At 31.0% G+C, this 23,707-nt stretch carries 23 protein-coding genes; 12 read left to right on the forward strand and 11 right to left on the reverse strand.

The window, feature by feature from the left end:
• Positions 1-3 precede the first annotated feature (3 nt).
• Genes L8X40_RS04855 through L8X40_RS04880 form a run of 6 tightly spaced genes read left to right on the forward strand, consistent with a single transcriptional unit; the run spans position 4 to position 4,886 of the window.
• On the forward strand, positions 4-309 hold the full coding sequence (locus L8X40_RS04855; RefSeq protein ID WP_039640448.1) for a YkgJ family cysteine cluster protein: 306 nt from the start codon (positions 4-6) through the stop codon (positions 307-309).
• Between the two features lies 1 nt (position 310).
• Positions 311-1,309, forward strand: a complete 999-nt coding sequence (locus L8X40_RS04860) for a hypothetical protein (RefSeq protein WP_263667445.1) — start codon at positions 311-313, stop codon at positions 1,307-1,309.
• A 36-nt stretch (positions 1,310-1,345) separates the two neighbouring features.
• The gene (locus L8X40_RS04865; RefSeq protein WP_263667446.1) at positions 1,346-3,256 is read left to right on the forward strand and encodes a hypothetical protein; all 1,911 of its coding nucleotides are present in this window, start codon (positions 1,346-1,348) and stop codon (positions 3,254-3,256) included.
• 10 nt (positions 3,257-3,266) lie between these two features.
• Complete coding sequence (locus tag L8X40_RS04870) at positions 3,267-3,692, forward strand: hypothetical protein (protein ID WP_263667447.1); 426 nt, start codon at positions 3,267-3,269, stop codon at positions 3,690-3,692.
• A 3-nt stretch (positions 3,693-3,695) separates the two neighbouring features.
• A complete protein-coding gene (locus L8X40_RS04875) occupies positions 3,696-4,001 on the forward strand; it encodes a hypothetical protein (protein ID WP_220566978.1) in 306 nt (101 codons plus the stop codon).
• 18 nt (positions 4,002-4,019) lie between these two features.
• Positions 4,020-4,886, forward strand: a complete 867-nt coding sequence (locus L8X40_RS04880) for a helix-turn-helix transcriptional regulator (protein WP_263667448.1) — start codon at positions 4,020-4,022, stop codon at positions 4,884-4,886.
• On the opposite strand, the gene L8X40_RS04885 is transcribed toward L8X40_RS04880, so the two are convergent.
• The 7 genes from L8X40_RS04885 to purB all read right to left on the reverse strand — a co-directional run bounded on the left by L8X40_RS04885 (position 4,883) and on the right by purB (position 14,970).
• The gene (locus L8X40_RS04885) at positions 4,883-5,974 is read right to left on the reverse strand and encodes a DNA adenine methylase (protein WP_263667449.1); all 1,092 of its coding nucleotides are present in this window, start codon (positions 5,972-5,974) and stop codon (positions 4,883-4,885) included. The genes L8X40_RS04880 and L8X40_RS04885 overlap by 4 nt on opposite strands.
• A 34-nt stretch (positions 5,975-6,008) precedes the next feature.
• Positions 6,009-6,530 carry a translation initiation factor IF-3 gene (gene infC / locus L8X40_RS04890; protein ID WP_039617082.1) on the reverse strand — a complete coding sequence of 174 codons (522 nt, stop codon included), beginning with the start codon at positions 6,528-6,530 and terminating at the stop codon, positions 6,009-6,011.
• Positions 6,527-8,338: a threonine--tRNA ligase gene (gene thrS, locus L8X40_RS04895; RefSeq protein WP_261529846.1), complete on the reverse strand. Its 1,812-nt coding sequence runs from the start codon at positions 8,336-8,338 to the stop codon at positions 6,527-6,529. The genes infC and thrS overlap by 4 nt, the downstream gene beginning before the upstream one ends.
• Before the next feature lie 106 nt (positions 8,339-8,444).
• A complete protein-coding gene (locus L8X40_RS04900) occupies positions 8,445-9,251 on the reverse strand; it encodes an undecaprenyl-diphosphate phosphatase (RefSeq protein ID WP_261529845.1) in 807 nt (268 codons plus the stop codon).
• Positions 9,248-11,233, reverse strand: a complete 1,986-nt coding sequence (locus tag L8X40_RS04905) for an OPT family oligopeptide transporter (RefSeq protein WP_261529843.1) — start codon at positions 11,231-11,233, stop codon at positions 9,248-9,250. Before L8X40_RS04905 ends, L8X40_RS04900 begins: the two co-directional genes overlap by 4 nt.
• Positions 11,234-11,248: 15 nt before the next feature.
• Positions 11,249-13,624: a ribonucleoside-diphosphate reductase subunit alpha gene (locus tag L8X40_RS04910; protein WP_261529841.1), complete on the reverse strand. Its 2,376-nt coding sequence runs from the start codon at positions 13,622-13,624 to the stop codon at positions 11,249-11,251.
• A 17-nt stretch (positions 13,625-13,641) separates the two neighbouring features.
• Positions 13,642-14,970 carry an adenylosuccinate lyase gene (purB, locus tag L8X40_RS04915; RefSeq protein WP_087699084.1) on the reverse strand — a complete coding sequence of 443 codons (1,329 nt, stop codon included), beginning with the start codon at positions 14,968-14,970 and terminating at the stop codon, positions 13,642-13,644.
• Positions 14,971-15,049: 79 nt separating this feature from the next.
• Here purB and L8X40_RS04920 point away from each other — a divergent pair, with 79 nt between their 5' ends.
• Complete coding sequence (locus L8X40_RS04920) at positions 15,050-15,952, forward strand: RluA family pseudouridine synthase (protein WP_263667450.1); 903 nt, start codon at positions 15,050-15,052, stop codon at positions 15,950-15,952.
• On the opposite strand, the gene L8X40_RS04925 is transcribed toward L8X40_RS04920, so the two are convergent.
• The 4 genes from L8X40_RS04925 to L8X40_RS04940 are packed head-to-tail and all read right to left on the reverse strand — an operon-like array spanning position 15,949 to position 18,677.
• On the reverse strand, positions 15,949-16,968 hold the full coding sequence (locus tag L8X40_RS04925; RefSeq protein WP_263667451.1) for a radical SAM protein: 1,020 nt from the start codon (positions 16,966-16,968) through the stop codon (positions 15,949-15,951). The genes L8X40_RS04920 and L8X40_RS04925 overlap by 4 nt on opposite strands.
• Positions 16,958-17,068, reverse strand: a complete 111-nt coding sequence (locus L8X40_RS04930) for a hypothetical protein (protein ID WP_087699086.1) — start codon at positions 17,066-17,068, stop codon at positions 16,958-16,960. Before L8X40_RS04930 ends, L8X40_RS04925 begins: the two co-directional genes overlap by 11 nt.
• Entirely contained in the window at positions 17,065-18,135 is a 1,071-nt protein-coding gene (rlmN, locus tag L8X40_RS04935; protein ID WP_263667452.1) for a 23S rRNA (adenine(2503)-C(2))-methyltransferase RlmN, read from the reverse strand. The genes L8X40_RS04930 and rlmN overlap by 4 nt, the downstream gene beginning before the upstream one ends.
• An 8-nt stretch (positions 18,136-18,143) precedes the next feature.
• Positions 18,144-18,677 carry a purine-nucleoside phosphorylase gene (locus L8X40_RS04940; RefSeq protein ID WP_263667453.1) on the reverse strand — a complete coding sequence of 178 codons (534 nt, stop codon included), beginning with the start codon at positions 18,675-18,677 and terminating at the stop codon, positions 18,144-18,146.
• Positions 18,678-18,767: 90 nt separating this feature from the next.
• Here L8X40_RS04940 and rsmA point away from each other — a divergent pair, with 90 nt between their 5' ends.
• From rsmA to prfA, 5 genes are all read left to right on the forward strand, one after another.
• Positions 18,768-19,589 (forward strand): 16S rRNA (adenine(1518)-N(6)/adenine(1519)-N(6))-dimethyltransferase RsmA, encoded by an 822-nt coding sequence (gene rsmA / locus L8X40_RS04945; RefSeq protein WP_214100158.1) that lies wholly within the window; start codon positions 18,768-18,770, stop codon positions 19,587-19,589.
• Entirely contained in the window at positions 19,555-21,513 is a 1,959-nt protein-coding gene (locus tag L8X40_RS04950; RefSeq protein WP_087699090.1) for a ribonuclease J, read from the forward strand. Before rsmA ends, L8X40_RS04950 begins: the two co-directional genes overlap by 35 nt.
• 9 nt (positions 21,514-21,522) lie before the next feature.
• A complete protein-coding gene (locus tag L8X40_RS04955) occupies positions 21,523-22,284 on the forward strand; it encodes a pseudouridine synthase (protein WP_214100159.1) in 762 nt (253 codons plus the stop codon).
• Positions 22,285-22,373: 89 nt separating this feature from the next.
• A complete protein-coding gene (gene rpsT, locus L8X40_RS04960; RefSeq protein WP_039617063.1) occupies positions 22,374-22,637 on the forward strand; it encodes a 30S ribosomal protein S20 in 264 nt (87 codons plus the stop codon).
• Positions 22,638-22,641: 4 nt separating this feature from the next.
• Positions 22,642-23,707: peptide chain release factor 1 (gene prfA / locus L8X40_RS04965; protein WP_263667454.1), on the forward strand; the 1,066-nt coding region annotated here is incomplete at its 3' end.

A 23,707-nucleotide genomic window follows, 5' to 3' on the forward strand; every position in this document is an offset into this window, starting at 1 on the left:
ATAATATTAAAACATAATTTTCCTTGCACTTCATGTGGAGCATGCTGTAAAAATATTAATGGCATTGAAGAGTTGAAACACTTTAATATAAATGGTGTTTGCATTAATTTACAAGAAGATAATTCTTGTAAAATTTACAACGAAAGACCCTTGGTATGCAGAGTGGAAGATTTTTACAATAAATATTTTAAAGCCACTATGAGTAAAAAGGATTTTTATAACGAAAATATAAAAATATGTAATTTATTGCAAGATAAATTGAAACTAGATAAAAAATACAAAATAAATTTAATAACAAAGGAGATTTAAAATGGCAGTTCCATTTATTTTAGGCGGATTAGCTTTAGCAGCAGGTGTATTTGGTGCTAAAAAAGCATACGATGGTTATCAAGATCAACGCGCGGCAGAAGAGTTAGATAATGATGCTAAAGCAATTTTTGATTTTGCAAAAGAAAACTTAGATATAGCTAGAAAATATGCTGAACAATCTTTGAAAAATTTAGGGCATGCAAAGTTGCATATTCATCAAAATTCTTTCAAAGAGTTTATTGATATTTTTTCTAAACTTAAAAATGTAGAAAGCGATGATTTTTCTAAAGATGATTTAAAATTTAATATTAATGAATTTATAGAATTTACCAAAGAAAGTGTAATTGACTTTACAAAATTAGCTACGGGTGGGATAGCATCTCTTGGTGCTGGGGCTTTAGCTGGTCTTGGAGCTTATGGTAGTGTTGGATTACTTGCAAGCGCTTCTACTGGAACTTTGATTTCTGCGCTCAGTGGTGCAGCAGCTACTAATGCTACTTTAGCATGGCTTGGAGGAGGTAGCTTAGCTGCAGGTGGATTTGGAATGGCTGGTGGAATGGCTGTTTTAGGTGGTATAGTAGCTGCACCTGTTTTAGCGGTTGGAGGATTTTTATATTCTAAAGTTGGAGAACAAGCTTTGGACGAAGCAAAAAGTAACCTACATAAAGCAAAAGCAGCAGCAAGTGAAATGAATACTGCAAGAACTGCAACAACTGCAATCGGTTCTATTGTAAATGAATCTCTTATAGCTATACAAAAATTAGATGAAATTTTAATTGAAGAATTACAAACTTTTAAATTAATGATTATAAGAGAAAATGATTATTCTAAATTTACTGATGATGAAAAAACATATACTCAATTTATTGTCAATTTAGTAAAAGCAATTAGTGGTATTTGTAAGGTAAATGTACTAACTGAAGATGGCATAGTAAATAAAGAATTTAAAAAAGCTGTCCAAATAGCACAAAATTTAAATAAAGAAATACAAACTATTTAAAAGCGGAATTTCCGCTTTTAAAATAAGGAAGATATCATGAATACTGTATCATTGTTTGATGAATTACTAGAAGAACTAGGGACACAAAGTTTAGCAAGATTACCCATCAATATATTTAATGTCAACTCATATGAAGCCTATATGGAAAGTGCAAAACTTACAACAAATATGCAAAAAGCTACGCAACAACATGGCAACAACCCAAATGGTTTTGGTCAATTTTATGAAACACTAGAAGTTGGTAAAGAAAACATCAGCAACGCATATAATAAAAATAAAAATAGAAGCTTCACAACAGATGAGCTTGCCGAAATAAGCAAAGTCTTCAAAGGGGAAAATATTAATCTATACAAAAAAGAGACAATTTTGGCAAATTATAGCGATGAAGAAATTAAAAATTTGACAAACAATGTCAATCTAGACAACTTAACCAAAACAAATCATACTATAGTAGATACCGTAACTTTAAACGAAAAAGGCGAAATAGTTAAAACAGAACAATTAAAAGCTGTTAATGATAGTATATTTGGAAAAGAATATAATAGATATTTTGAAGCGATTAAAAATGGAAATTTAGACTATATTAAAACTGATAAAGAAACTTACGAAAGGGCGCAAAAAGAGATAGAAAAATTAGAAAGCGCTATAGAAAAAGCGCCTGAAGAAAAAAAATCAACTTTAGAAAAAAAACTTCAAGAATATAAAAGCAAATTTTCTTTTCTTACTCAAGGTAGTGAAAGAGAAAAAGCTGGCTATACACAAGAAGAAAGCAAAGATAAAACTATTACTATCAAAAAAAGTGATGATATATTTAGCAAAAAACATGAAGATGATTTTAATAAAATTAAAAATGGAGAAATAGATTATATTGTAGTCAATAAAAAAATATACGAAAATGCACAAAAAGAGATAGAAAAATTAGAAAGCACTATAGAAAAAGCATCCGAAGAAGAAAAAGAGTCTTTAAAAAAAGAACTTGAGACAAAGAAAGAGATTTTTAATCATTTAAAGAAAAACGAACCTACAAACCATACAGACAAAGATAAGGCCTTAAAAGAAGTATATATTATTCAAGCAAAACAAGCTGCCATAAATGTTTTTCAAACTGGAGCTAGTGATGCTGGTGTTGTTGTTCTTAGTACATTTGCAAGCGGTGTTATAGCTGAACTTAAAAGCGAATTTATAAAAAAAGAACATGAGGATTTTGAAGTAAGATTTAAGCGTTTGTTATCAAGAGTAATTGAAAGCGGGAAAGATGCTTTTATAAGAGGAGCTAGCTATGGTATTATAGATGTTATTGTTGGAATTGCTTCGCAATATTTTAAAAGAATTGGTGGGCACTTAAAAGCTTTGTGGAAAAATTTAAGAAGTAGTTTAAAATCTATATGGAATGCAATATATGCTTATATAGCTGGTAAAATTAAAAGTTTTGATGAACTTATAAAAGTGATATTAAAATCTTTGTTTTCCGCTATCATGACTATATTTGCAATTGCCTTAGAAGAACAAATTTGTCAAGCATTAGGTGGAAGTCAATTAGCTCAAATTTTATCCATAGGAATATCCATTTTCATTTGTTCATTAGCTGTGGTTTTATTTTCTAAAACTGTTGAAATAACAATAAATAGCTTTGTTGCAATTTTTGCTAAGGCGAATTTAGCTAAAGCAAGAAGAGAAGAAGTTGAAATGGTTTTTGATAAAATCATGCCTAAAATGATAGAAAACCAAGAATCTTTGGAAATTTTCATAGATGATTATATGCGTGATTTAAAAAATACTAGCAATATGAGTTTTCAAGAATTACAAACCGCCTTAAATAACAGTAACTATACACAAGCAAATCAATCTATTATAAACCTTGCAGAAAAATTTAGTGTTGATGATTTATTTAAAACACGAAAAGAATTTGATGATTTTATGTTTAGCAATGAAAATTTAAAAATATAAAAGGAATAAAATGGGATTTTTAGATACTTTAAAATCTATAGCAATTAGTGCAAAATGTGGAATTGGGTGGCACGGAGGAACTTACAGCAATGAAGAAGGAAAACCTCAATGCTATCTTTCAAAAACATGCCCTGACTGTAATGAATATATCAGTAAATACAATCACAACTTTGCAGAAAGAGTTATAACAGATCCGTACTCTTGCAGAGGTTATGAAGAATGTATTTATTGTCAGTACAGAGAATTTGGAACATATCACAAATTTGAAAAAGTAAGAAAAAATGAAAGATGTCAGATAATAGAAAAATGCTCTCAATGTGGAAAAGAGCGTTTGGGCGATATACAGCATTCTTGGGTACAAATTCCTTTTACAAATAAAGATGTTTCTATTAATGGAAAAAGAAAATGTAGAGATTGCGGATATATTGAACAATAAACCATGCTAAACAAACTACCTCAACTTTTTTCATTGCTTTTTAGCTATAAATCAAACATCTTTGATATCATCTCAAAACCAAAGCAAGCTTATACTTACACTAAGTTTGCTTTAGAACTAAAAGAGCTTTATGAAAAAGAAAATGACAAAACCGAAGCTGCTTTTATCATCCTAGATAGAGTACTTAAATTTAAAAAAGAAAATCCTGATGATTTTAATGATTTTTTAAAGCTGATTCAAGAGCTTTTAACTACCTATGAAAATGATCCAAAAACAATCAAACAAAACATCAAAGATTTGCTAAAATAAACAAAAAAAGGTTGTATTATGGAAAAAGACAAGCTTTCTACGCGTTTAGTTTCTATACTGCAGTGTTTAAACAATGGCGAGCGTTTTAGCTTAGAAGAGCTTGCACAAGAATTTAATGTCAGCATTCGCACTATACAAAGAGACTTGCATGAGCGCCTTGCTTTTATCCCTATAAAAAAAGAAAATGGAAAATACTTTTTAGAAGGCTATGTTTTAGGAAAATTAAGCTTTAAAGATATACAAAATTTTGCTATTTTAAGCGGTATAGGTAGGCTTTATCCTAGTTTAGATAAAGAGTTTTTAAACGACTTGCTTAATGAAAAAATCAATAAAGCCTTTTTAGTCAAAACCCAAAGCTATGAAACACTTGATAGAGAAGTTTTTGAAGAACTAAGTGCAGCTATCATAGCAAAATATCCCATTAGTTTTTACTATAAAGAAAAACGCAGAAAAGCAAATCCATACAAACTCATCAATATTGATCACATATGGTATCTTTTAGTAGATGAAAACGATACTTTAAAAACCTTTACTTTTTCTAAAATCACACAACTAAAAGTGGAAAAGAAAGAAATTTTTACCCCAAAAGAAGAGTTTTTAAAACAAATTCAAAAAGATCAAAGCAACTGGATTAGCAAAGAAAATAAAGAGGCTATTTTAAAACTTGATAAAAAAGCTAAAGAATATTTCTTAAGAAAAAATGCCCTTACTAAATACGAATTTATAGATGAGGATGAGAATTTTATTTATATCAAGGCATTTTATACCTATGATGATGAGCTTTTAAATTTAATAAGATATTGGATACCATATATTAAAATAAACAAACCTATCGCTTTAAAAGAAAAACTTTTTGAGCAGTTAAATACATACATGCAAGATTAGCGTTTTTTTAACACATAAAGTTGTTCTTGTATGTGCATAGAGCGTTTAGAGAGGTTTCTACTAGCTCTAAAGGCATTATACTTTTGCTCAAGCACAAAGCATTCTCCAAGACTTTGAAGTCTTTTTGTGAAATTTTCTTTTTTTACAAAACCCTCGCAATTATAAGAAAGCAATACAATCTTAGCTTTTAAATCATTAATCAAATCAAACAAAGCACCTTCGGCTTTTTTTTCTTTGTTAAAAGCACTGCGGTTCCAGTCTTTTGGTATGCCAGAAACCTTTGAAATTTCCTTTGGCTTTTTATAATTAGCAATTAAATTTAACATAAAATAATTTGATCCATAAGGGTGTTGATTATAAGGTGGGTCTAAATACGCCACATCAAAGCTATCAAGCTCTTTAGCTAAAACATTTGCATCTTTTTGAAAAACCTCATATTCACAAGTAAAATTTGAAAAAATAGGCATTTTTAAAGCTATATCGCCTTTTATACGACTAAGTGCATTTGCTCCATTTCCTCCAAATTTACCAATGCCATTTTTATCTTTATAAAAACCTTTAAAAACCCCACTTGTATTTGCATGCACACTTGCTTCATAGATAAGTGGCGCGATGAAGTATTTTTGTATATTGCTTGGTAGGCTTGAAATTTTTTCTCGCATAGAGTCTAAATACATCGCGTTTTTAAGCGTGTAAAAAACTCTTTCATTCTTTTGGATATACTCATCATCATTTGGCGCATAAAGCTTGCTTATAAAGCCTTTTTTGAGTTTTAAATCAGAAGTTAAAAAAGCATAATGTTTTTGTAATTCTTGTAAAAATTGTGCGTTTTGATTGCTTAAATAACACTCATTGATGATTTTAGAATAATCTTCCAAATCATTTGCCATAATAAAACTCGCATAAGGCCTCACAAAACGCGAAACTACCCCAGAGCCACTAAATACATCACAAAAACTTAATTTGTCTTTTTTGAGCTCATTTTGTGCGAATTTAAAGCCTTGATTTAAAAACTCAAGCAAGGATCTTTTATTACCAAGATAAGTTATGATTTGTTCTTTTAAAAATTGTGGATTTTCTTCTAGCATAAGTTTAAAATACAAGCCTTAAAAAGGCTTGTGATTATTTTTTCTTTTTAGGAGTTACTAGCATATTTACATAGCGTCCTTCGAGTAAAGGCTCTTTGTCTCTATCTGCTATATCTTCAACCATTTGCCAAATTTTTTCAAGCAAAGCTACCCCTGCTTCAGGAGAGCCCATCTCACGACCTTTTAAAAACACTCTAAATTTCACATGCTTGCCTTGCTCTAAAAACTCGCTTGCGTGTTTGACTTTATAATTAATGTCATTTTGAGCAATTTTCACAGAAAGTTTGATTTCTTTTATATCAATAACTTTTTGTTTTTTCTTTGCTTCTTTTTGCTTCTTTTCTTGTTGATAACGGAATTTTCCATAATCCATTATCTTACATACAGGTGGTTTGGCTTCAGGGGCTATCATCACCAAATCAAGCCCTAGTCTATTTGCTATATCTAGTGCTTCATCACTACTAATAATGCCATAAACCTTGCCATCATCACCTATACATCTGATCTCATCTGCTTGAATTTCTTCATTTAGCAATACTTCTTTTTCTTTACTCAAAAGCGTACCTCACTTAATTTCTCCTTTGTTAGGGTTATAAATTCATCTAAAGTCATTGTTTTTTGTTCTTTTGCTCTTCTATCTCTTAAAGCCACACTTTTGTTTGCTACTTCTTCATCACCTAAAACAAGTATCATAGGTACATGTGCTTTTTCAGCGGTGCGGATTTTTTTATTTAAGCTTTCATTTTTATTATACACTTCACTATCAATACCAAGTTCTAAAAGTTTTCTTGCTATTTCTTTTGCATAATCATGGTGATTTTGTGAAATAGGCACTATAGCTACTTGAGTTGGTGCTATGAAAAATGGCAACTCGCCCGCACAATGCTCTACTAAAATTCCTATAAATCTTTCAAAAGAACCTAAAATAGCACGGTGAAGCATTACAGGTCGTTTTTTCTCATTATCTGCGTCTGTGTATTCGAGTTTAAAACGGCTTGGCAAGTTAAAATCTACTTGTATAGTTCCACACTGCCATTTTCTTTTTAGCGCATCAGTGATTTTAATATCGATTTTTGGACCATAGAAAGCTCCACCGCCCTCATCAATGCCATATTTTAAACCTTGCTCATCTAAAGCTTCTTTTAAAGCCTTTGTAGCTATATCCCAAATTTCATCATCGCCTATTGCTTTTGCTGGGCGTGTTGAAATTTCCATTTCATAATCAAATTCAAAAGCCTTCATCAAAGTATCAACAAAGCTTAAAATTTCTAAAACTTGTTCTTTTATCTGACTTGGCATACAAAAAATATGCGCATCATCTTGGGTAAATTCTCTTACTCTAAAAAGCCCGTGTAAAACTCCACTTTTTTCATGGCGGTGCACCACGCCATATTCAAAAAATTTCAAAGGTAAATCACGATAGCTTCTAACATCACTTTGATAAATTTTAATATGTCCTACACAATTCATCGGCTTAATGCCGTATTCTTGCTCATCAATTTGCGTAAAATACATATTTTCTTTATAGTTTGCATAATGCCCACTAATTTTCCACGCATCAGCTTTTAAAAGTTCAGGCCCACGCACAGGCTCATAGCCTCTTAATCTATGTGCTTTATATAGCAAATGCTCTAATTTGCTTCTTAATTTTGCACCATTGCTAAGCCATATAGGAAGCCCACCGCCTATTTCATCATCAAAGGCAAAAAGCTTCATTTCATTACCAAGTTTTCTGTGATCTCTTTTTTTAGCTTCTTCAATGATTTTTAAGTATTCATTTAAACTTTCTTTATCTGCAAAGGCAGTACCATAAATTCTTGTGAGCATTTCTCTTTTTTCATCGCCACCCAAATACGCTCCCGCTACACGAGTAAGCTTGAAAAATCTTAAATACCTAGTATTTGGCACATGGGGCCCACGGCATAAATCTTCAAATTCACCTTGCTTATAAATACTTACTTTTCCATCAGGAATTCTTAGTAAAACTTCTTGTTTTAAATCATCATTAGCAAATTTTTCTTTAACCTCAGTCTTTGAGAGTTCATATTTTGTGATATCTAGCTTTGCCTCTGCCAGTTCTTTCATTTTCTTTTCGATTTTGCTTAAGTCTTCTTCTGAAATCTTGCTATCAACTCTAAAATCATAATAAAACCCATCTTCTATCACAGGTCCTACGAAAAATTTAGCCTCTGGATATAAACTTTTAATCGCTTGAGCCATTAAATGTGCACAAGAGTGGCGGATAACTTCTAAACTTTCTTTAGAGTTATCAAAATAAATCGGAGTTAAATTTGTATCATTGTTAAAACTTTGAGTATCTATCAAAGTTTCATTATTTGCATATGCAATTATATCTTTTGTCATTTCTACCCTTAACACTCACTAACCTTGTGAGCTTAAATTAAAATATAAGACTAATTTTAGCTATGAAAAACTTAAACTTTTTTTAAATAAAGGATATTTTTATATTTCAAACACCCGTTCTTGATATATCTAAAGCACCACTTATAAAAAGGTATAAAAATACAAAACCTAAAATTATCCTATAAATTCCAAAAGGTATAAAGTTTATCTTGCTGATTAATTTTAAAAATATTTTAATTACCACAAAAGCCACTATAAAAGCTGTTACAAAACCTATAACTAAAGGAATGAAATTATTCATATTGCTTAAAACCTGTGGTTCTTTATAAATACTATAAGCTGTTGCGATAATCATAGTTGGTATAGCAAGCAAAAACGAAAATTCAGAAGCAACTTTGCGATCAAGCCCAAGCAATAACCCTCCTATGATACTTGCTCCACTTCTTGAAGTACCTGGTATAATAGCAAGAGCTTGAGTTAAGCCTATCAAAAAAGCTTGTTTATAACTTACCTCATCTAAAGAGTGGATTGTATAGTCTTTTTTTCTATGTTTAAGTTCTATGATGATAAAAATAATCCCGCCAATGATTAACATAGTAGCCACGGTATAGCCATTAAATATCTCTTTTAAAAACTTATATGCTATAAAACCTACTCCACCTGCGGGCAAAAAGCCCACAGCAAGTTTTAACCAAATATCAAGTTTTTGAGTTAGTTTATCTTTGAAAATAAAAATCACTGCTAGTATAGAACCAAGCTGAATGATGATAAAAAAACTTCTCCAAAAATCATCTATATTTAAACCTAAAATTTCAGCACCTAAAATCATATGTCCTGTAGATGAAACAGGTAAAAATTCTGTCAGACCCTCAATGATTCCTAAAATCAAAGCATAATAATAATCTAAATTCATTTTTTAAGTACTCTTCTTGCAAAAATTAGCATAATCGCTACAAAAACTACAAAACCTATAATACCATCATCTTTAAATGAAGTTGCAATAGCAAGCGGATCTTCAGTCCCACCTCTACTAATAGAAAGTACAGTTAAACCAGCTATTAATACTCCAAATATACTCTCACCCACTATCAAACCAGAGGCAAATAAGGTTCCTTTTTGCTCATGCTCTTGAATGAGTTCTTTTTTATGAGCATTTTTAGCATATCTTTGCTCTAAACGCTTTTTAATTAAATATGCCAATAATCCACCTATAAACAAAGGCATATTAACAGCAGGTGGTAAATATATACCTATACCCACAGCTAAAGGCGGTAAAGACATATTTTTTTTTCTTAATAAACGATCGACGATAATTATACCAACACCCACAAAAGCACCCGCTATAATATAACTCCAATCGATATTAGCGTTAAAAATACCTTGAGCTATAGTACTCATCAAATTTGCTTGTGGTGCAGCAAGCGCATTTGCCTCATCCATTCCTTCTCTTGGCATTGCACCCACAAAACCATAAGCTTGGTATAATAAATTTAAAACAGGAGCGATAGCCAAAGCTCCAAATACACAACCTATAATCAAAGAAACTTGCTGTTTCCAAGGAGTTGCACCCACTAAATAGCCAGTTTTTAAATCTTGTAAATTATCATTAGAAATAGCAGCGGTTGCCAAAATAACACTAGTAGTAAATATAGCAAAAGCAATAGCAAATTTAGACATCAAAGGATCACTAAATAAATCTACTTGATAACCCAAAAGCAAAATAATCAAAGAAGAAATCATAATCCCAATTAGTCCTATACCCGAAATAGGAGAAGATGATGAACCCACTAAACCTGCCATATATCCACAAGCAGAAGCTACAAAAAAGCCTATAAAAATAGCTACTAAAGTTCCCACTAAAGCAAAAAGAATTTGATAGCCACTTGCTAAATTTGAATCAGCCACAAAAGCATAAAATGAAATAAATAAGCCTATACACATAAGTACAAATAAACCTAGCATAGCTTTTAAAGATAAATCCATATCTTTAGGATCTTGTGAGAGGTTTAATGAAGTTTTTTTAAGCATATTTTTCATGCCATCATATACAGGCTTTGCAAGCTCTATTAAAGTCCATAATGCTGCTATAGCAATAGCTCCTGTGCCTATTAAGCGCACTTTTTGAGCCCAAATTTGATTAGCTATATCAAGTGCACTTAAGCTTACGTCAAAACTTTCTTTAGCAGAAAAATATGGCACAAAAACCATCCAAGCAAGCACCATACCCGCAAGCAATGCAACACCTCCGGCTATACCTACTAAGTATCCAGCACCCAAAAGTGCCACTGAATAGCCCATAGAAAATCCAAAAGTCATTTTTTGCCAAATAAACGCAAAACTACTTCCACTTGAAAGCAATTTAAAGCCACTTGAAAAAAGGCTTATAATAGAAGCTAATACTACACCAAGTGTGATTTCTTTTAAGCCTACTTTTCCTTTTTTATCAGCTTGGTCTTTATTAGCTACTTTTAAAATTTCAGCAGCAGCTCTTCCTTCAGGATAAGCTAATTTACTCTCTACTACCATAGCTCTACGTAAAGGTATAGTAAAAAGCACGCCTAATCCACCCCCGCAAAGACAGAGCATAAAGGTAAGCCAAAGTGGAAATTCAAACCAATATCCACACATAAAAAGACCTGGTATAACAAAAATCACAGCCGAAAGCGTACCTGCGGCTGAAACTTGAGTTTGAACCATATTATTTTCTAAAATATTAGAGTCTTTAAAGATTTTTAAAACAGCCATTGCAATCACAACAGCAGGAATAGAAGTAGAAAAAGTAAGACCAACTTTAAGCCCCAAATATACATTTGAGGCAGTAAAAATAATCGTTAAAATACTTCCTAGTATTATACCCCTAAGCGTAAGCTCCGGTAGTGAGTTTTTTGTATGCATTTTGTTTCTCCATTTTTATTGACAACCTTCACATTCTATAGTTCTATCAACCACATCATCATTTACTTTTTGACTATCAGGGCTTTCGCTTCTTAGATAATAAGTTGATTTAACACCTAATTCCCAAGCAAGTTGATAAATTTCATTTAAATATCCACCGCTTGCTTTATCTAAAGAAACAAAGATATTTAAAGATTGACCTTGATCAATCCATTTACCACGAATCGCTGCTGCTTTTACTAAGATTTTTTGATCAAGCTCATAAGCAGGAGTATAATACTGCCAAGTATTAGTACTTAAATTTGGCACCACAGTTGGTATCATACCGCTTAAGTTTTGCTCAAACCATTTTCTTTTATATACAGGCTCAATTGTTTGAGTAGTACCCACTAAAATAGAAATAGAAGAAGTTGGTGCTATGGCCATTAAATAACCATTTCTTATACCATCTCTTTTTAATTTTTCTCTTAATTTTTCCCAATCACACTCACTTTGATCAAATAAACCTTCACTTGCAGTAAGCTTTTTAGCATTTTCGTTTGCTACATCAATTGGCACTATACCTTTACTCCAGTTTGATCCTTCAAAGTCAGGATAGTTTCCTTTTTCCAAAGCTAAATTTGAGCTAGCTAAAATAGCTTCATAGCTAATCATCTCCATAATACGATCAATTTTTTCAAAATGCTCATTAGAACCCCAATAAATTTGTGCTTCAGCCAGCATTTGTGCTTCACCCATTACACCAAGCCCTATAGCGCGTGATTTTAGGTTGGTATTTTTAACCTTTACATGAGGATAAAAATTTAAATCGATCACATTATCAAGCATTCTTATGGCTGTTGGTACTACTCTTTGGATATCTTCTTTAGTGTTAATTTTACTTAAATTTATACTTGCAAGATTACAAACTGCGGTTTTTCCTTCGTTTTTATATTTTTCGACTATATAGACTTTTTTACCATTAATACTATCCAAAGTAGAAACTTTCTTAGCAAGTTTTTTATATCCCCCATCTATTGTAAGCTCTTCATCCTCATCTAAATGAAGCTCTGTTTTATCATCAAATACGATTTTAATTTGATAATAGTTTGGATCTGTATTTTGAAAAATTTCTGTACATAAATTTGAACTTCTTATAATCCCTGCGTGAGAATTTGGATTTGTTTTGTTTGCACTATCTTTAAAACATAAAAATGGCATACCTGTTTCAAAATAAGATAAAAGTATTTTTTTCCAAAGCTCTTTTGCATCTATAATTTCTTTAGCTATGTTTTCATCTTTTTCAAATTCTTCGTATTTTTTCTCAAATTCTTCACCGTATAAATCGCATAAACTTGCTGTATCAGCAGGATCAAAAAGCGTCCATTTATCATTTGCTCTTACTCTTTTCATAAATAAATCATTAATCCATAAAGCAGGGAAAAGCTCATGTGCTCTTCTTCTTTCTTCACCTGAGTTTTTACGCAAATCTAAAAAGTCATTAATATCCATATGCCAAGGTTCAATATAAACTGCAATCGCCCCTTTTCTAGTGCCAAGTTGATCAACAGCTACTGCTATATCGTTAGTGATTTTTAAAAATGGTATGATTCCACCTGCTGCGTTTTTATGCCCATCTATACTTCCACCCATAGCACGCACCTTAGACCAATCCCAGCCTATACCACCACCAAATTTAGACAATAATGCCATTTCTTGATAAGAATCAAAAATCCCTTCTATATTATCAGGCGTACTTCCTATATAACATGAACTTAATTGATGTCTTGTGGTTCTTGCATTTGAAAGAGTTGGGGTTGCAAGCATTACTTCAAAAGTTGAGATTAAGTCATAAAATTTCTTAGCCCAAGTTTGAGAATCTAATTCATTTTGTGCTAAAAACATTGCAATAGCCATAAACATTTGCTGTGGTAATTCTATAGGCATACCCTTAGAATCTTTAATCAAATATCTATCATACAAAGTTTTTATACCAAGATAAGTAAATTGCAAATCGCGTTCTGGCTTTATATAAGCATTAAGATCATCTAAATCATATTTTTCTTTTAAGCCTATTAAAATCCTACCTTCTTTTTCACCTTTTTCAAGATATTCTCTTAAATGTTTATATCCATTATAACCACTTACTTTTTTATATAAATCATATAAAAATAATCTTGCAGCAACAAAGGTCCAATTAGGTCTATCAATATCTATTTTATCTACTGCTGTTTTAATTAAAGTTTGCTGGATTTCTTCTGTTGTTATACCATCACGAAATTGAATTTTTGCATCTACTTCAAGCTCACTTTGGCTAACATTTTCCAAATTTGCCACCGCATCAGTGGTATATTTTTTAATCTTAGAAACATCTAACTCTTCAGTTCTACCATTTCTTTTTAATACTTTCACTCACAACCCCTAATTTATTATTTAAAAGTTCTTTCAAAAATTTTATCTACGTTCTTTGTATAGTAATTATAATCAAAACAATTTCTAATATCTGCTTCACTTAAAGACTTTTTCAAATCCTCATCAGCTAATAAAGCTAATAAAAACAAACTCTCACCTTTTTCATTTAAAGCAGGCTTACCATTTTGCAAATCAGCCCAAACTTTCATAGCATTTCTTTGAACAATCTTGTAAGCTTCTTCTCTGCTTATACCTTTAAATGGAAGCTCAAGCAATACTCTTTGAGAAAATACAAGCCCTCCAGTTAAATTTAAATTTTTCATCATATTTTCTGGATATACCAAAAGCTTTTCTACCACACCGCATAATCTTGAAAGCATAAAATCAGTCGTGATAAAAGCATCAGGTAATACAAATCTTTCTACACTAGAATGTGATATATCTCTTTCATGCCACAATGCTACATTTTCTAAAGCAGGTGTTACATAAGCTCTTATCATCCTGCAAAGACCGGTAATATTTTCACTCAAAACAGGATTTCTTTTATGAGGCATAGCTGAACTTCCTTTTTGTCCTTGAGAAAAATATTCTTCAGCTTCATATACTTCTGTTCTTTGAAAATGGCGGATAGCAACAGCAATTTGCTCACAACTTGAAGCTAAAATAGCTAAAGCCGAGATAACTTGTGCATAACGATCTCTTTGTATAACTTGGTTTGAAACGGGTGCTGGTTTAAGATCTAAATTTTTACAAACTTCTTCTTCAAATTCAAGTGGAGCATGAGCAAAATTTCCCATAGCACCACTGATTTTTCCATAGCTAATCACTTCTTTTGCATGAATAATTAAATCTTTTGCATGAACTAGCGAATCATACCAAATAGCCAAAACTAAACCAAAAGTTATAGGCTCTCCATGAATTCCATGACTTCTTCCTACCATTAAGGTATTTTTATGCTCATATGCTCTTGTTTTAATCGCTGCTAAAACTTGATCTAAATCTTGCAAGATTAGTTCCAAACTATCTTTAATCTGCAAAGCAACTGCAGTATCAATACAATCTGAACTTGTCATTGCATAATGTACAAAACGACTTTCCTCGCCCAAACTTTCACTTACGCTAGTCAAAAAAGCGATAACATCATGCTTGGTAGTTTTTTCTATCTCATCTATTCTTGCTATATCAAATTTTGCATTTTTTATAATTTTTTCACAATCATCGTCTTTAATAAGACCAAGTTTATTCCATGCTTTCACAGCAGCTAATTCTACTTTTAGCCATGCATCATATTTTGCTTGCATGTCCCATTTTTTAGCCATGATTTCTCTACTATATCTTTCAACCATTTTCAAGACCTTTTTTTATATAATTTTTTATGAAAAAATAGCTTGAATTTTATTATAAATTACCTAAGAAAGTTATTAAATGGCATATATAAAAAAGAAACTAGCAAATAATGGAAAAAAGGCATTTAGACTACTTATGGATGAGTTGAAAATTTCTATGCGTGAAGCACAAAAACTCATTGATAAAAAAAGACTATTTTGTGATGGAAATTTAGTAGAAGAAAAAAATAAATTTTTAAATGGTTTAGTAGAATTAATCGTATATGAAAATAACCCCAAAGGGTTAGAAATAGTTTTTGAAAATGAAGATTTTGCCATCGTAGAAAAACCAAGTGGAGTGCTAACTCATCCTAATGGGCGCAATTGTGCTTATAGTCTTTGTGATGAAATTTGGCATTTATGGGGTGAAAAAGCTTGCGTGGCTCATAGACTAGATAAAGAAACAAGTGGACTTTTACTCATAGCAAAACATAAAAATGCACAAATTGAGTTAAAAACTATGTTTGAAAAAAGATTAGTGCAAAAAAGCTATTTTGCTCTAGTAAAAGGAAAAACTAAAAAAGAGTTTATAGTAGATAAAAGCATGGATTTGGCTAAAGACTATGATGCAGTCAAAACTAGGATGCATATTTGTGAAAATGGCAAAGAAGCTTTAACACAATTTTATACTTTAGAATATTTTGAAAATTTAGATGCTAGTTTAGTTTTAGCTAAACCTCTAACAGGTAGACAACACCAAATAAGACTACATTTGTTTCATGTGAAACATAAAATTTTAGGTGAACCTTTATATGGTTTAGAAAAAACACAAATAGAGCAAATATTAGATGGAAAAATGAGCGATATCGAAAGAGCTCAAATTACAGGTGCTAAAAGATTGCTTTTGCATTCTTTTAGCTTAGAATTTACATATAAAAATCAAAAATTTTTGATACAATCTCAAAAAGATATAAAAGATGAGTTTTTGAAAAATTTATCTTAATCTTTTTCTAATTTTAAAACCTTATCAGTTTGGATTGCAACTGCAATTTGCTTAGCTGGCTTACCATAATCTCTACAATAATCACAAGATTTATAAAAATCTTGAGAATAAAATTCAAAAAATCTTTCTTTAGAATCCTCTAAATTTAAAAAATCGCCATTAAATTCTTCAAGTCCTTTTAAACGCGATAAGGAACTTGATATAGGGCAAACAAAAACAGCTCCTTTAGGTGCTAATTGTTTATTTTCTAAGCCCTCAGATGTCATCAAACTTACGCATGGCATTTGACAATTACGATAATTTTTGATTATATCTTCTTTACTTCTACCGCGTTTATAAATTTTTTCAGGATCACTCCAAGTAGAATTTTCGCCACTAGAGTCCATAGAAAATGGAATTTTATTTTCTTTTAATTTTCTTAAAATGTTTTCTTGTTTTAGTGGAATTTTTAAATTTGGCGATCTTTTGTAGTCTGAAATCGTAATTTTTCTAATCTTATTAGATTTTTTTAACTTTTTCATCAATTCATCTTTAAAATCAATGGTTGCATTGGTAACTAAAGAAAAAGTTAGTATTTTCTTTTGAGTATCTAAATAATCAATCAATTGTGGTAAATCTTTAAATAACAAAGGCTCTCCACCTATAATTCTAACTCTTGCAATAGAATCTACCTTAGATAAAAGTAGATCTAATGATTCTATAATACCCTCTAAAGTACAAGTATATTGATTTGATGGTGAAAAATACTGCATTAAATTATTACATGATTCACAACGCAAAGTACATCTTGTAGTTAAAACTAATTCTAAATAAGGAATATCCACCTTACCTTCTAAAACCCTCTTTTCGAAGTATTTTTTTAAATAAAATTTTTTCATCAAAGCAGCATAAGGAACTTTAAAAATTCTAGCAAATCCTCTTTTACCATTTAAATGAGAGAAATACCAAGAAATATTTGGCTTTATATATCTATTTTGAAATAATTGATTTTCTAACAATTGTTTTTTATCTATCATTATTTTTCCCTTCATTTTTTAATACATAAATAATCCCACCAAGTCCTATAATCACTACTATACTTATAAAAATAAGCTGTGCTATATCTAAAAAAGTCATTGTTTACTCTGCCTTTCTTTAAGCTGTCCGCATGCAGCTGAAATATCAAGTCCTTTACTTTCTCTTATTGTACAAGTAACACCTTTGGCGCTTAAATAATCTTGAAATTTAACCGCATTTTCAACACTTGGTCTTTTATATAAACTTCCTTCGTGTGGATTAAAAAGTATTAAATTCACTTTAGCTTTTATGCCATTTAAAAGTTTGACTAGTTCTTTTGCATGTTCTATTTTGTCATTTATCCCATCAATTAAAAGGTATTCAAACATTACTCTTTTACGCTGATCTATAGGAAAATTTCTCACTGCTTCCATAATACTTGCTATATTATAAGCTTTATTAATAGGCATTAATTCGCTTCTAAGCTCATCATTTACAGCATGAAGCGAAATGGCCAAAAGTGCACCCAAATTCATTTCTCCAAGCTCTTTGATCTGTTTTGCTAAACCGCTAGTGCTTATCGTTTGTCTTCTAGGGCTTATCGCTAAGGCATCATTATCGGCTAAAATTTTAACTGCCTTAGAAACATTTTTGAGATTATCCAAAGGTTCTCCCATACCCATATAGACTATATTAACCCTTCTTTCATAAGGTATATTATTATGTTTTTTAATCCACAAAATTTGTCCTACTATTTCCCCTGCGCTTAAATTTCTTTTTAAACCACCTTTAGCAGTAAGACAAAAACTACAACCACTTTTACAACCCACTTGAGAGGAAACACAAATAGTATATCTTGCATGTTTGATGATTTTGCCATCTTCATCTAAAAGTTCTTCTTTCATTGGTAGCAAAACAGCTTCTATCTTTTTACCATCTAGAAGTTCAAAAAGATATTTAATACTCCCATCTTTGCTTTTTTCATCTTTCACACATTTTAAAGGTGAAAAATGAAAATTTTCTTGCAAAAACACCCTAAAGTCTTTTGGTAAAGATGACATTTGTAAAAAATCATCTGCATATTTTTTATATACCCATTCAAAAATTTGCTTTGCTCTAAATTTTGGCTGAACTAAATTTTCTAATTCTTCTTTAGTAAAATCTAATATATTTTTTAATTCACTCAATTTTTTTCCTATATAAGTTTTTTATCTAACAAAAAATCTTTTAATAATTCTTTTGCTTTTTGATGGTTTTTTAAAAAATCCTCATGTGCAAATTCATTACAAAAATTTGTTGCACATAAACAACAAATTCCTTCTATCCCTTGCATTTTTGCACAAGAAAGCACCGCATATGCCTCCATATTTTCTATATGTACGCCTTTTTTAAAAAATTCTTGGGCGATATTTTCATCTTTACAAATATAATTTGAAGAATTAATTATAGTTTCATGTGAAACATTTAATCTAATCTCATTTGCTATAGGTGTATAGAAACTATCAAATAAATCTGCGTATTCTAAATTTGCAGCATTAGAACTTTCATAAATATCTAAAATTTTTCCTTCTTGATAAATTCCACATGTGCCTATAAAAATCACTCTATCTACTTTTACTTGACTTAAAATTTTACCTAGAGAAAAAGCAGAATTAACCAAACCTATGCCTATACTTTGTGCAAATTTAAAATCCTCATTTCCTCCTGCACACACTATAAGATTTTTCAAAAATTAACCTTTATAAAAAATAATTCAAATTTTATCTAATTAGCGCTTAAAATAATGCTATAATTAATATTTTTTAGATAGAATAAATTTATGATAAAAGCAAAAAAACATTTTGGGCAAAATTTTTTATGTGATAAAAGCGTGGTAGATAAAATCATCCAAGCCATACCCAAAGATACTAAAAATATAGTTGAGATTGGGCCTGGCTTAGGTGATTTAACGCAAGAACTTTTGAAAATCCCACAAGCTCATATTAGAGCTTATGAGATTGATAAAGATTTGATTCCTATTTTAAATAAAAAATTTCAAAATGAGATTGAAGGTGGAAATTTTGAGCTTATCCATCAAAATGCAAGTGATGCTTTTGATCAAGGAAGTTTAAGCGATAAAGAGTACTTTTTAGTAGCAAATTTACCATATTATATTGCTACAAATTTGATTTTAAAAGCCCTAGAAGATCAAAATTGTCTTGGGCTTATAGTAATGGTGCAAAAAGAAGTAGCACAGAAATTTTGTGCAAATGAAAAAGAAAGTAATTTTTCGGCTTTAGGGGTGCTTTGTGCATTAATATGTCAAAGACAAATGCTTTTTGATATACAGCCACAAAGCTTTAATCCTCCGCCAAAAGTTACTTCAGCTGTAATGAAGTTAATAAAAACCACTCATTATCAGCAAAAGTGTAAAAATATAGAAGCTTTTAAAGAATTTCTTAGAGCTTGTTTTCAAAATCCTAGAAAACAACTCTTATCTAATTTTAAAAATAAAAAAGAAAAAATTTTAAAAGCATTTGAAGCACTAAATCTCTCTTCTACCTCAAGAGCTCATGAAATTAGCGTTGATTCATACCTTAAAATTTATGACTATTTAAAGGATGACTATGAGCGAAGAAAACAAAACTCAAGAGCAAAATAAAACTAAAAGATTTAATAAATTTAGAAACAAAAGAAAAAAAGATTCACAAAATCAAGATCAAAATAGCGAAATTAAAAACGAAACAAAAGCAGAAAATACTCAAACTGAAGCTAGTGAAGAAAAAAAGAAAAAGAAAAAAAATAGAAATTTACCTTCTAAATTAAGTGGTAATGAAGAATGGCAAATAGAACTTGCTAAAAGCATAGAAGCTAATAAAATTATGCACGAGCTAAGACTCCACCCTTTAAAACACAACAACTCAAGCGAACATAAAATTCGTATTACGCCTTTAGGCGGGCTTGGAGAAATCGGTGGAAATATCACTGTTTTTGAAACCAACAACGATGCGATTATCGTTGATATAGGTATGAGTTTTCCAGATGGAACCATGCATGGAGTAGATATTATCATACCTGATTTTGACTATGTAAGAAAGATTAAAAACAAAATTCGTGCTATCATCATCACTCATGCTCATGAAGATCACATCGGTGCTGTGCCGTATTTTTTCAAAGAATTTCAATTTCCTATCTACGCAACACCTTTAGCACTAGGTATGATTTCAAATAAATTTGAAGAACATGGTTTAAAAGCTGAGCGTAAATGGTTTAGACCTATAACAAAAAGACAAATTTATGAAATAGGTGAATTTAATTTAGAATGGATTCACATAACCCACTCTATCATAGATGCTTGTGCTTTAGCTATTAAAACTAAAGCAGGAACCATCATACACACTGGCGATTTTAAAATAGATCAAACACCAATTGATGGCTATCCAACAGATTTAAGTCGTTTAGCTCAATATGGCGAAGAAGGCGTGCTTTGTCTTTTAAGTGATAGTACAAACTCATATAAAGAAGGCTATACAAAAAGTGAAAGTTCTGTAGGTCCTACTTTTGATCAAATTTTTGCTAAAACTAAAGGCAGGGTAATCATGAGTACCTTTAGTTCTAACATCCACCGCGTATATCAAGCTATTAGCTATGGTTTAAAATACGGCAGAAAAGTGTGTGTTATAGGGCGTTCTATGGAAAGAAATCTCTATACTACTATGGAGCTTGGCTATATCAAACTTGATAGAAAAATTTTCATTGATGCTGATGAAGTAAGCAAATATAAAGACAACGAAGTGTTAATTGTCACGACAGGAAGTCAAGGTGAGACTATGAGTGCTTTATATAGAATGGCAACTGATGAGCATAAATTTATCAAAATCAAACCTAGCGATCAAGTTATCATTTCAGCTAAAGCAATACCAGGTAATGAAGCAAATGTTTCTGCTGTGCTTGATTTTCTTTTAAAAGCAGGAGCTAAAGTAGCTTATCAAGAATTTAGTGAAATTCATGTAAGCGGACATGCTAGTATAGAAGAACAAAAACTCATGCTAACTTTAGTAAAACCTAAATTTTTCTTACCAGTGCATGGAGAGTATAATCATATCAATAAACACAAAGAAACTGCTCTAAAATGTGGCATACCTGAAAGAAACATCTACTTAATGAGTGATGGAGATCAAGTAGAGCTTTGCCAAAAATACATCAAACGTGTAAAAACAGTTAAAACAGGAAAAGTCTTTGTAGATAATCAAATCAACAAACAAATCGCAGATGATGTAGTAATTGATAGACAAAAACTAGCAGATAGTGGCATAGTTGTCATCATTGCTCAACTTGATAAAGCAAGTAAAACGCTGATTAATAAACCAAGAGTATTTAGCTATGGCTTGGTAGCTGATAAACAAGATGGAGCATTCTCAAAAGAAATGAGTGATGTTTTAAGTCAATTTTTCCCTAATGTAAAAGATGAAATTTTAGATAATCCAAAAGTTTTAGAAGCTCAAATTAGACAAGTACTAAGAAAGCATATTTTTAGAAAAATCAAAAAATATCCAACCATAGTACCAACTATTTTTGTGATGTAAAGTAAAATTATGAGAATTAATAAATTCATCTCACACAATAGCAAATATTCTCGCCGTGAGGCTGATGAGCTAATCAAGCAAGGCTTAGTAAAAATCAATAAAAAAACAGCCTTGCTCAGTGATAGTGTAAATACTGAGGATAAAGTTTTTATCAATGGTAAAAAACTCCATAAAAAAACACAATTTTCAGTCATCATTTATCACAAACAAAAAGGCGAAATAGTTAGTAAAAAAGATGATAGAGGCAGAAAAACCATCTATCATACTTTACCAAAACAATTTAGCACTTGGCTTAGCGTAGGAAGACTTGACTTTGCAAGCGAGGGATTACTTTTACTAACTGATTCACCTGTGATAGCAGATGCGCTTATGCATAGTGATTTAGAAAGAGAATATTACTTAAAAGTAAAAGGTAATATAGATAAAAATGTCATCGAAGCTATGCAAAATGGCTTAGAAATTCAAAATGAAAAAAAAGGGGCTCACGCCAAAACTAAAATAACCTCAATGAGTTTTGCTCCATTTTTAGGCTTTGAAATTTTTGGTTCAAGCGGAGGCTATACGAAACTAAAAGTAATCATTAATGAAGGTAAAAATAGAGAGTTAAGACGCTTTTTTGGACATTTTGATTTAGAAGTGATGGATCTTAAAAGAGTAGCTTTTGGAGCATTAGATCTTGGTATGTTAAAAGCTGGTAAATATCGTTATTTGGAAAATGGCGAGTATGAAAAACTACGCGATTTTTTAAAAACAAATGATATTAGGTATTAAAATTAATACTTTAAAAATACTTAAATTAATTAAAATTTAATTTTAATTTTGTATAATTAGCAATTTAATTTATATAAAAAAGGAAAATTATGGCAAACCATAAATCTGCTGAAAAAAGAGCAAGACAAACTATCAAAAGAACTGAAAGAAATAGATTTTATAGAACAAGATTAAAAAACATTACAAAAGCGGTTCGTGAAGCAGCAGCAAACAATGATAAAGAAGCTGCACAAAATGCATTAAAAGTAGCTAATAAAAGCATTCACGCTATGGTAAGTCGTGGATTTTTGAAAAAACAAACTGCATCACGCCGTGTTAGCAGATTGGCATTATTGGTAAATAAATTAGCATAATTTAATGTTAGCTGATAAACTCAAACCTTTTTTAGCACGCTTTGATGAGTTAAACACTCTTCTTAGCGATGTCAATATTTCTAATGATATTTCTAAAATGACAGCTCTATCTAAAGAGCAAAAAAATTTAGAACCTATAGTAGAAAAAGCAAAAAAGTATCTCAAAACCTTAAATGATATAGAAGAAAACAAACTTCTTTTATCTGATCCTGAACTAGGCGAACTTGCAAAAGAAGAACTTAAAAATCTCGAAGTTTTAAAACCACAACTTGAAGAAGAATTGAAAATTCTTTTACTGCCTAAAGATCCAAACGACGATAAAAATATATTTTTAGAAATTCGTGCAGGCACAGGTGGCGATGAAGCTTCTTTATTTGTTGGGGACTTAGTAAAAGCTTATATGCGCTATGCAGAAAATCGTGATTACAAATATGAAATCGTAAGTTCAAGTGAAGGTAGCGTAGGGGGATTTAAAGAAATTATCATTCTTATTAAAGGAAATGGAGCTTATTCAAGGCTAAAATACGAAGGTGGTACGCATAGGGTTCAAAGAGTGCCTGAAACAGAATCTCAAGGTAGAGTTCATACTTCAGCTATTACAGTGGCTATTATGCCTGAAGTTGATGATGTTGAAATTCAAATCAATCCAAATGATTTAAAAATCGATGTAATGCGTAGTAGCGGTCATGGTGGACAAAGCGTAAATACCACAGATAGTGCTGTGAGAATTACTCATATTCCAACAGGTATAGTTGTAGTAAATCAAGATGGTAAAAGCCAACATAAAAACAAAGAAAGCGCCATGAAAGTCTTAAAAGCAAGACTTTTTGAAATGCAAGAACAAGAACGCTTAGCTAAAGAAAGCGAGGCAAGAAAATCACAAGTTGGGAGTGGCGATAGAAGTGAGCGCATACGCACTTACAATTTCCCTCAAAATAGAATTAGCGATCATAGAATAAATCTTACTTTATATAGACTTGATGCGATTTTAGAAGGTGGGCTTTTTGATGAGATCATCGAGCCATTAATCGCTTATTATCAAGCAGAAGCTTTAAAACAAGAAAATTTAT

Source organism: Campylobacter sp. CNRCH_2013_0855, from assembly GCF_025773025.1.
GTDB lineage: Bacteria > Campylobacterota > Campylobacteria > Campylobacterales > Campylobacteraceae > Campylobacter_D > Campylobacter_D jejuni_C.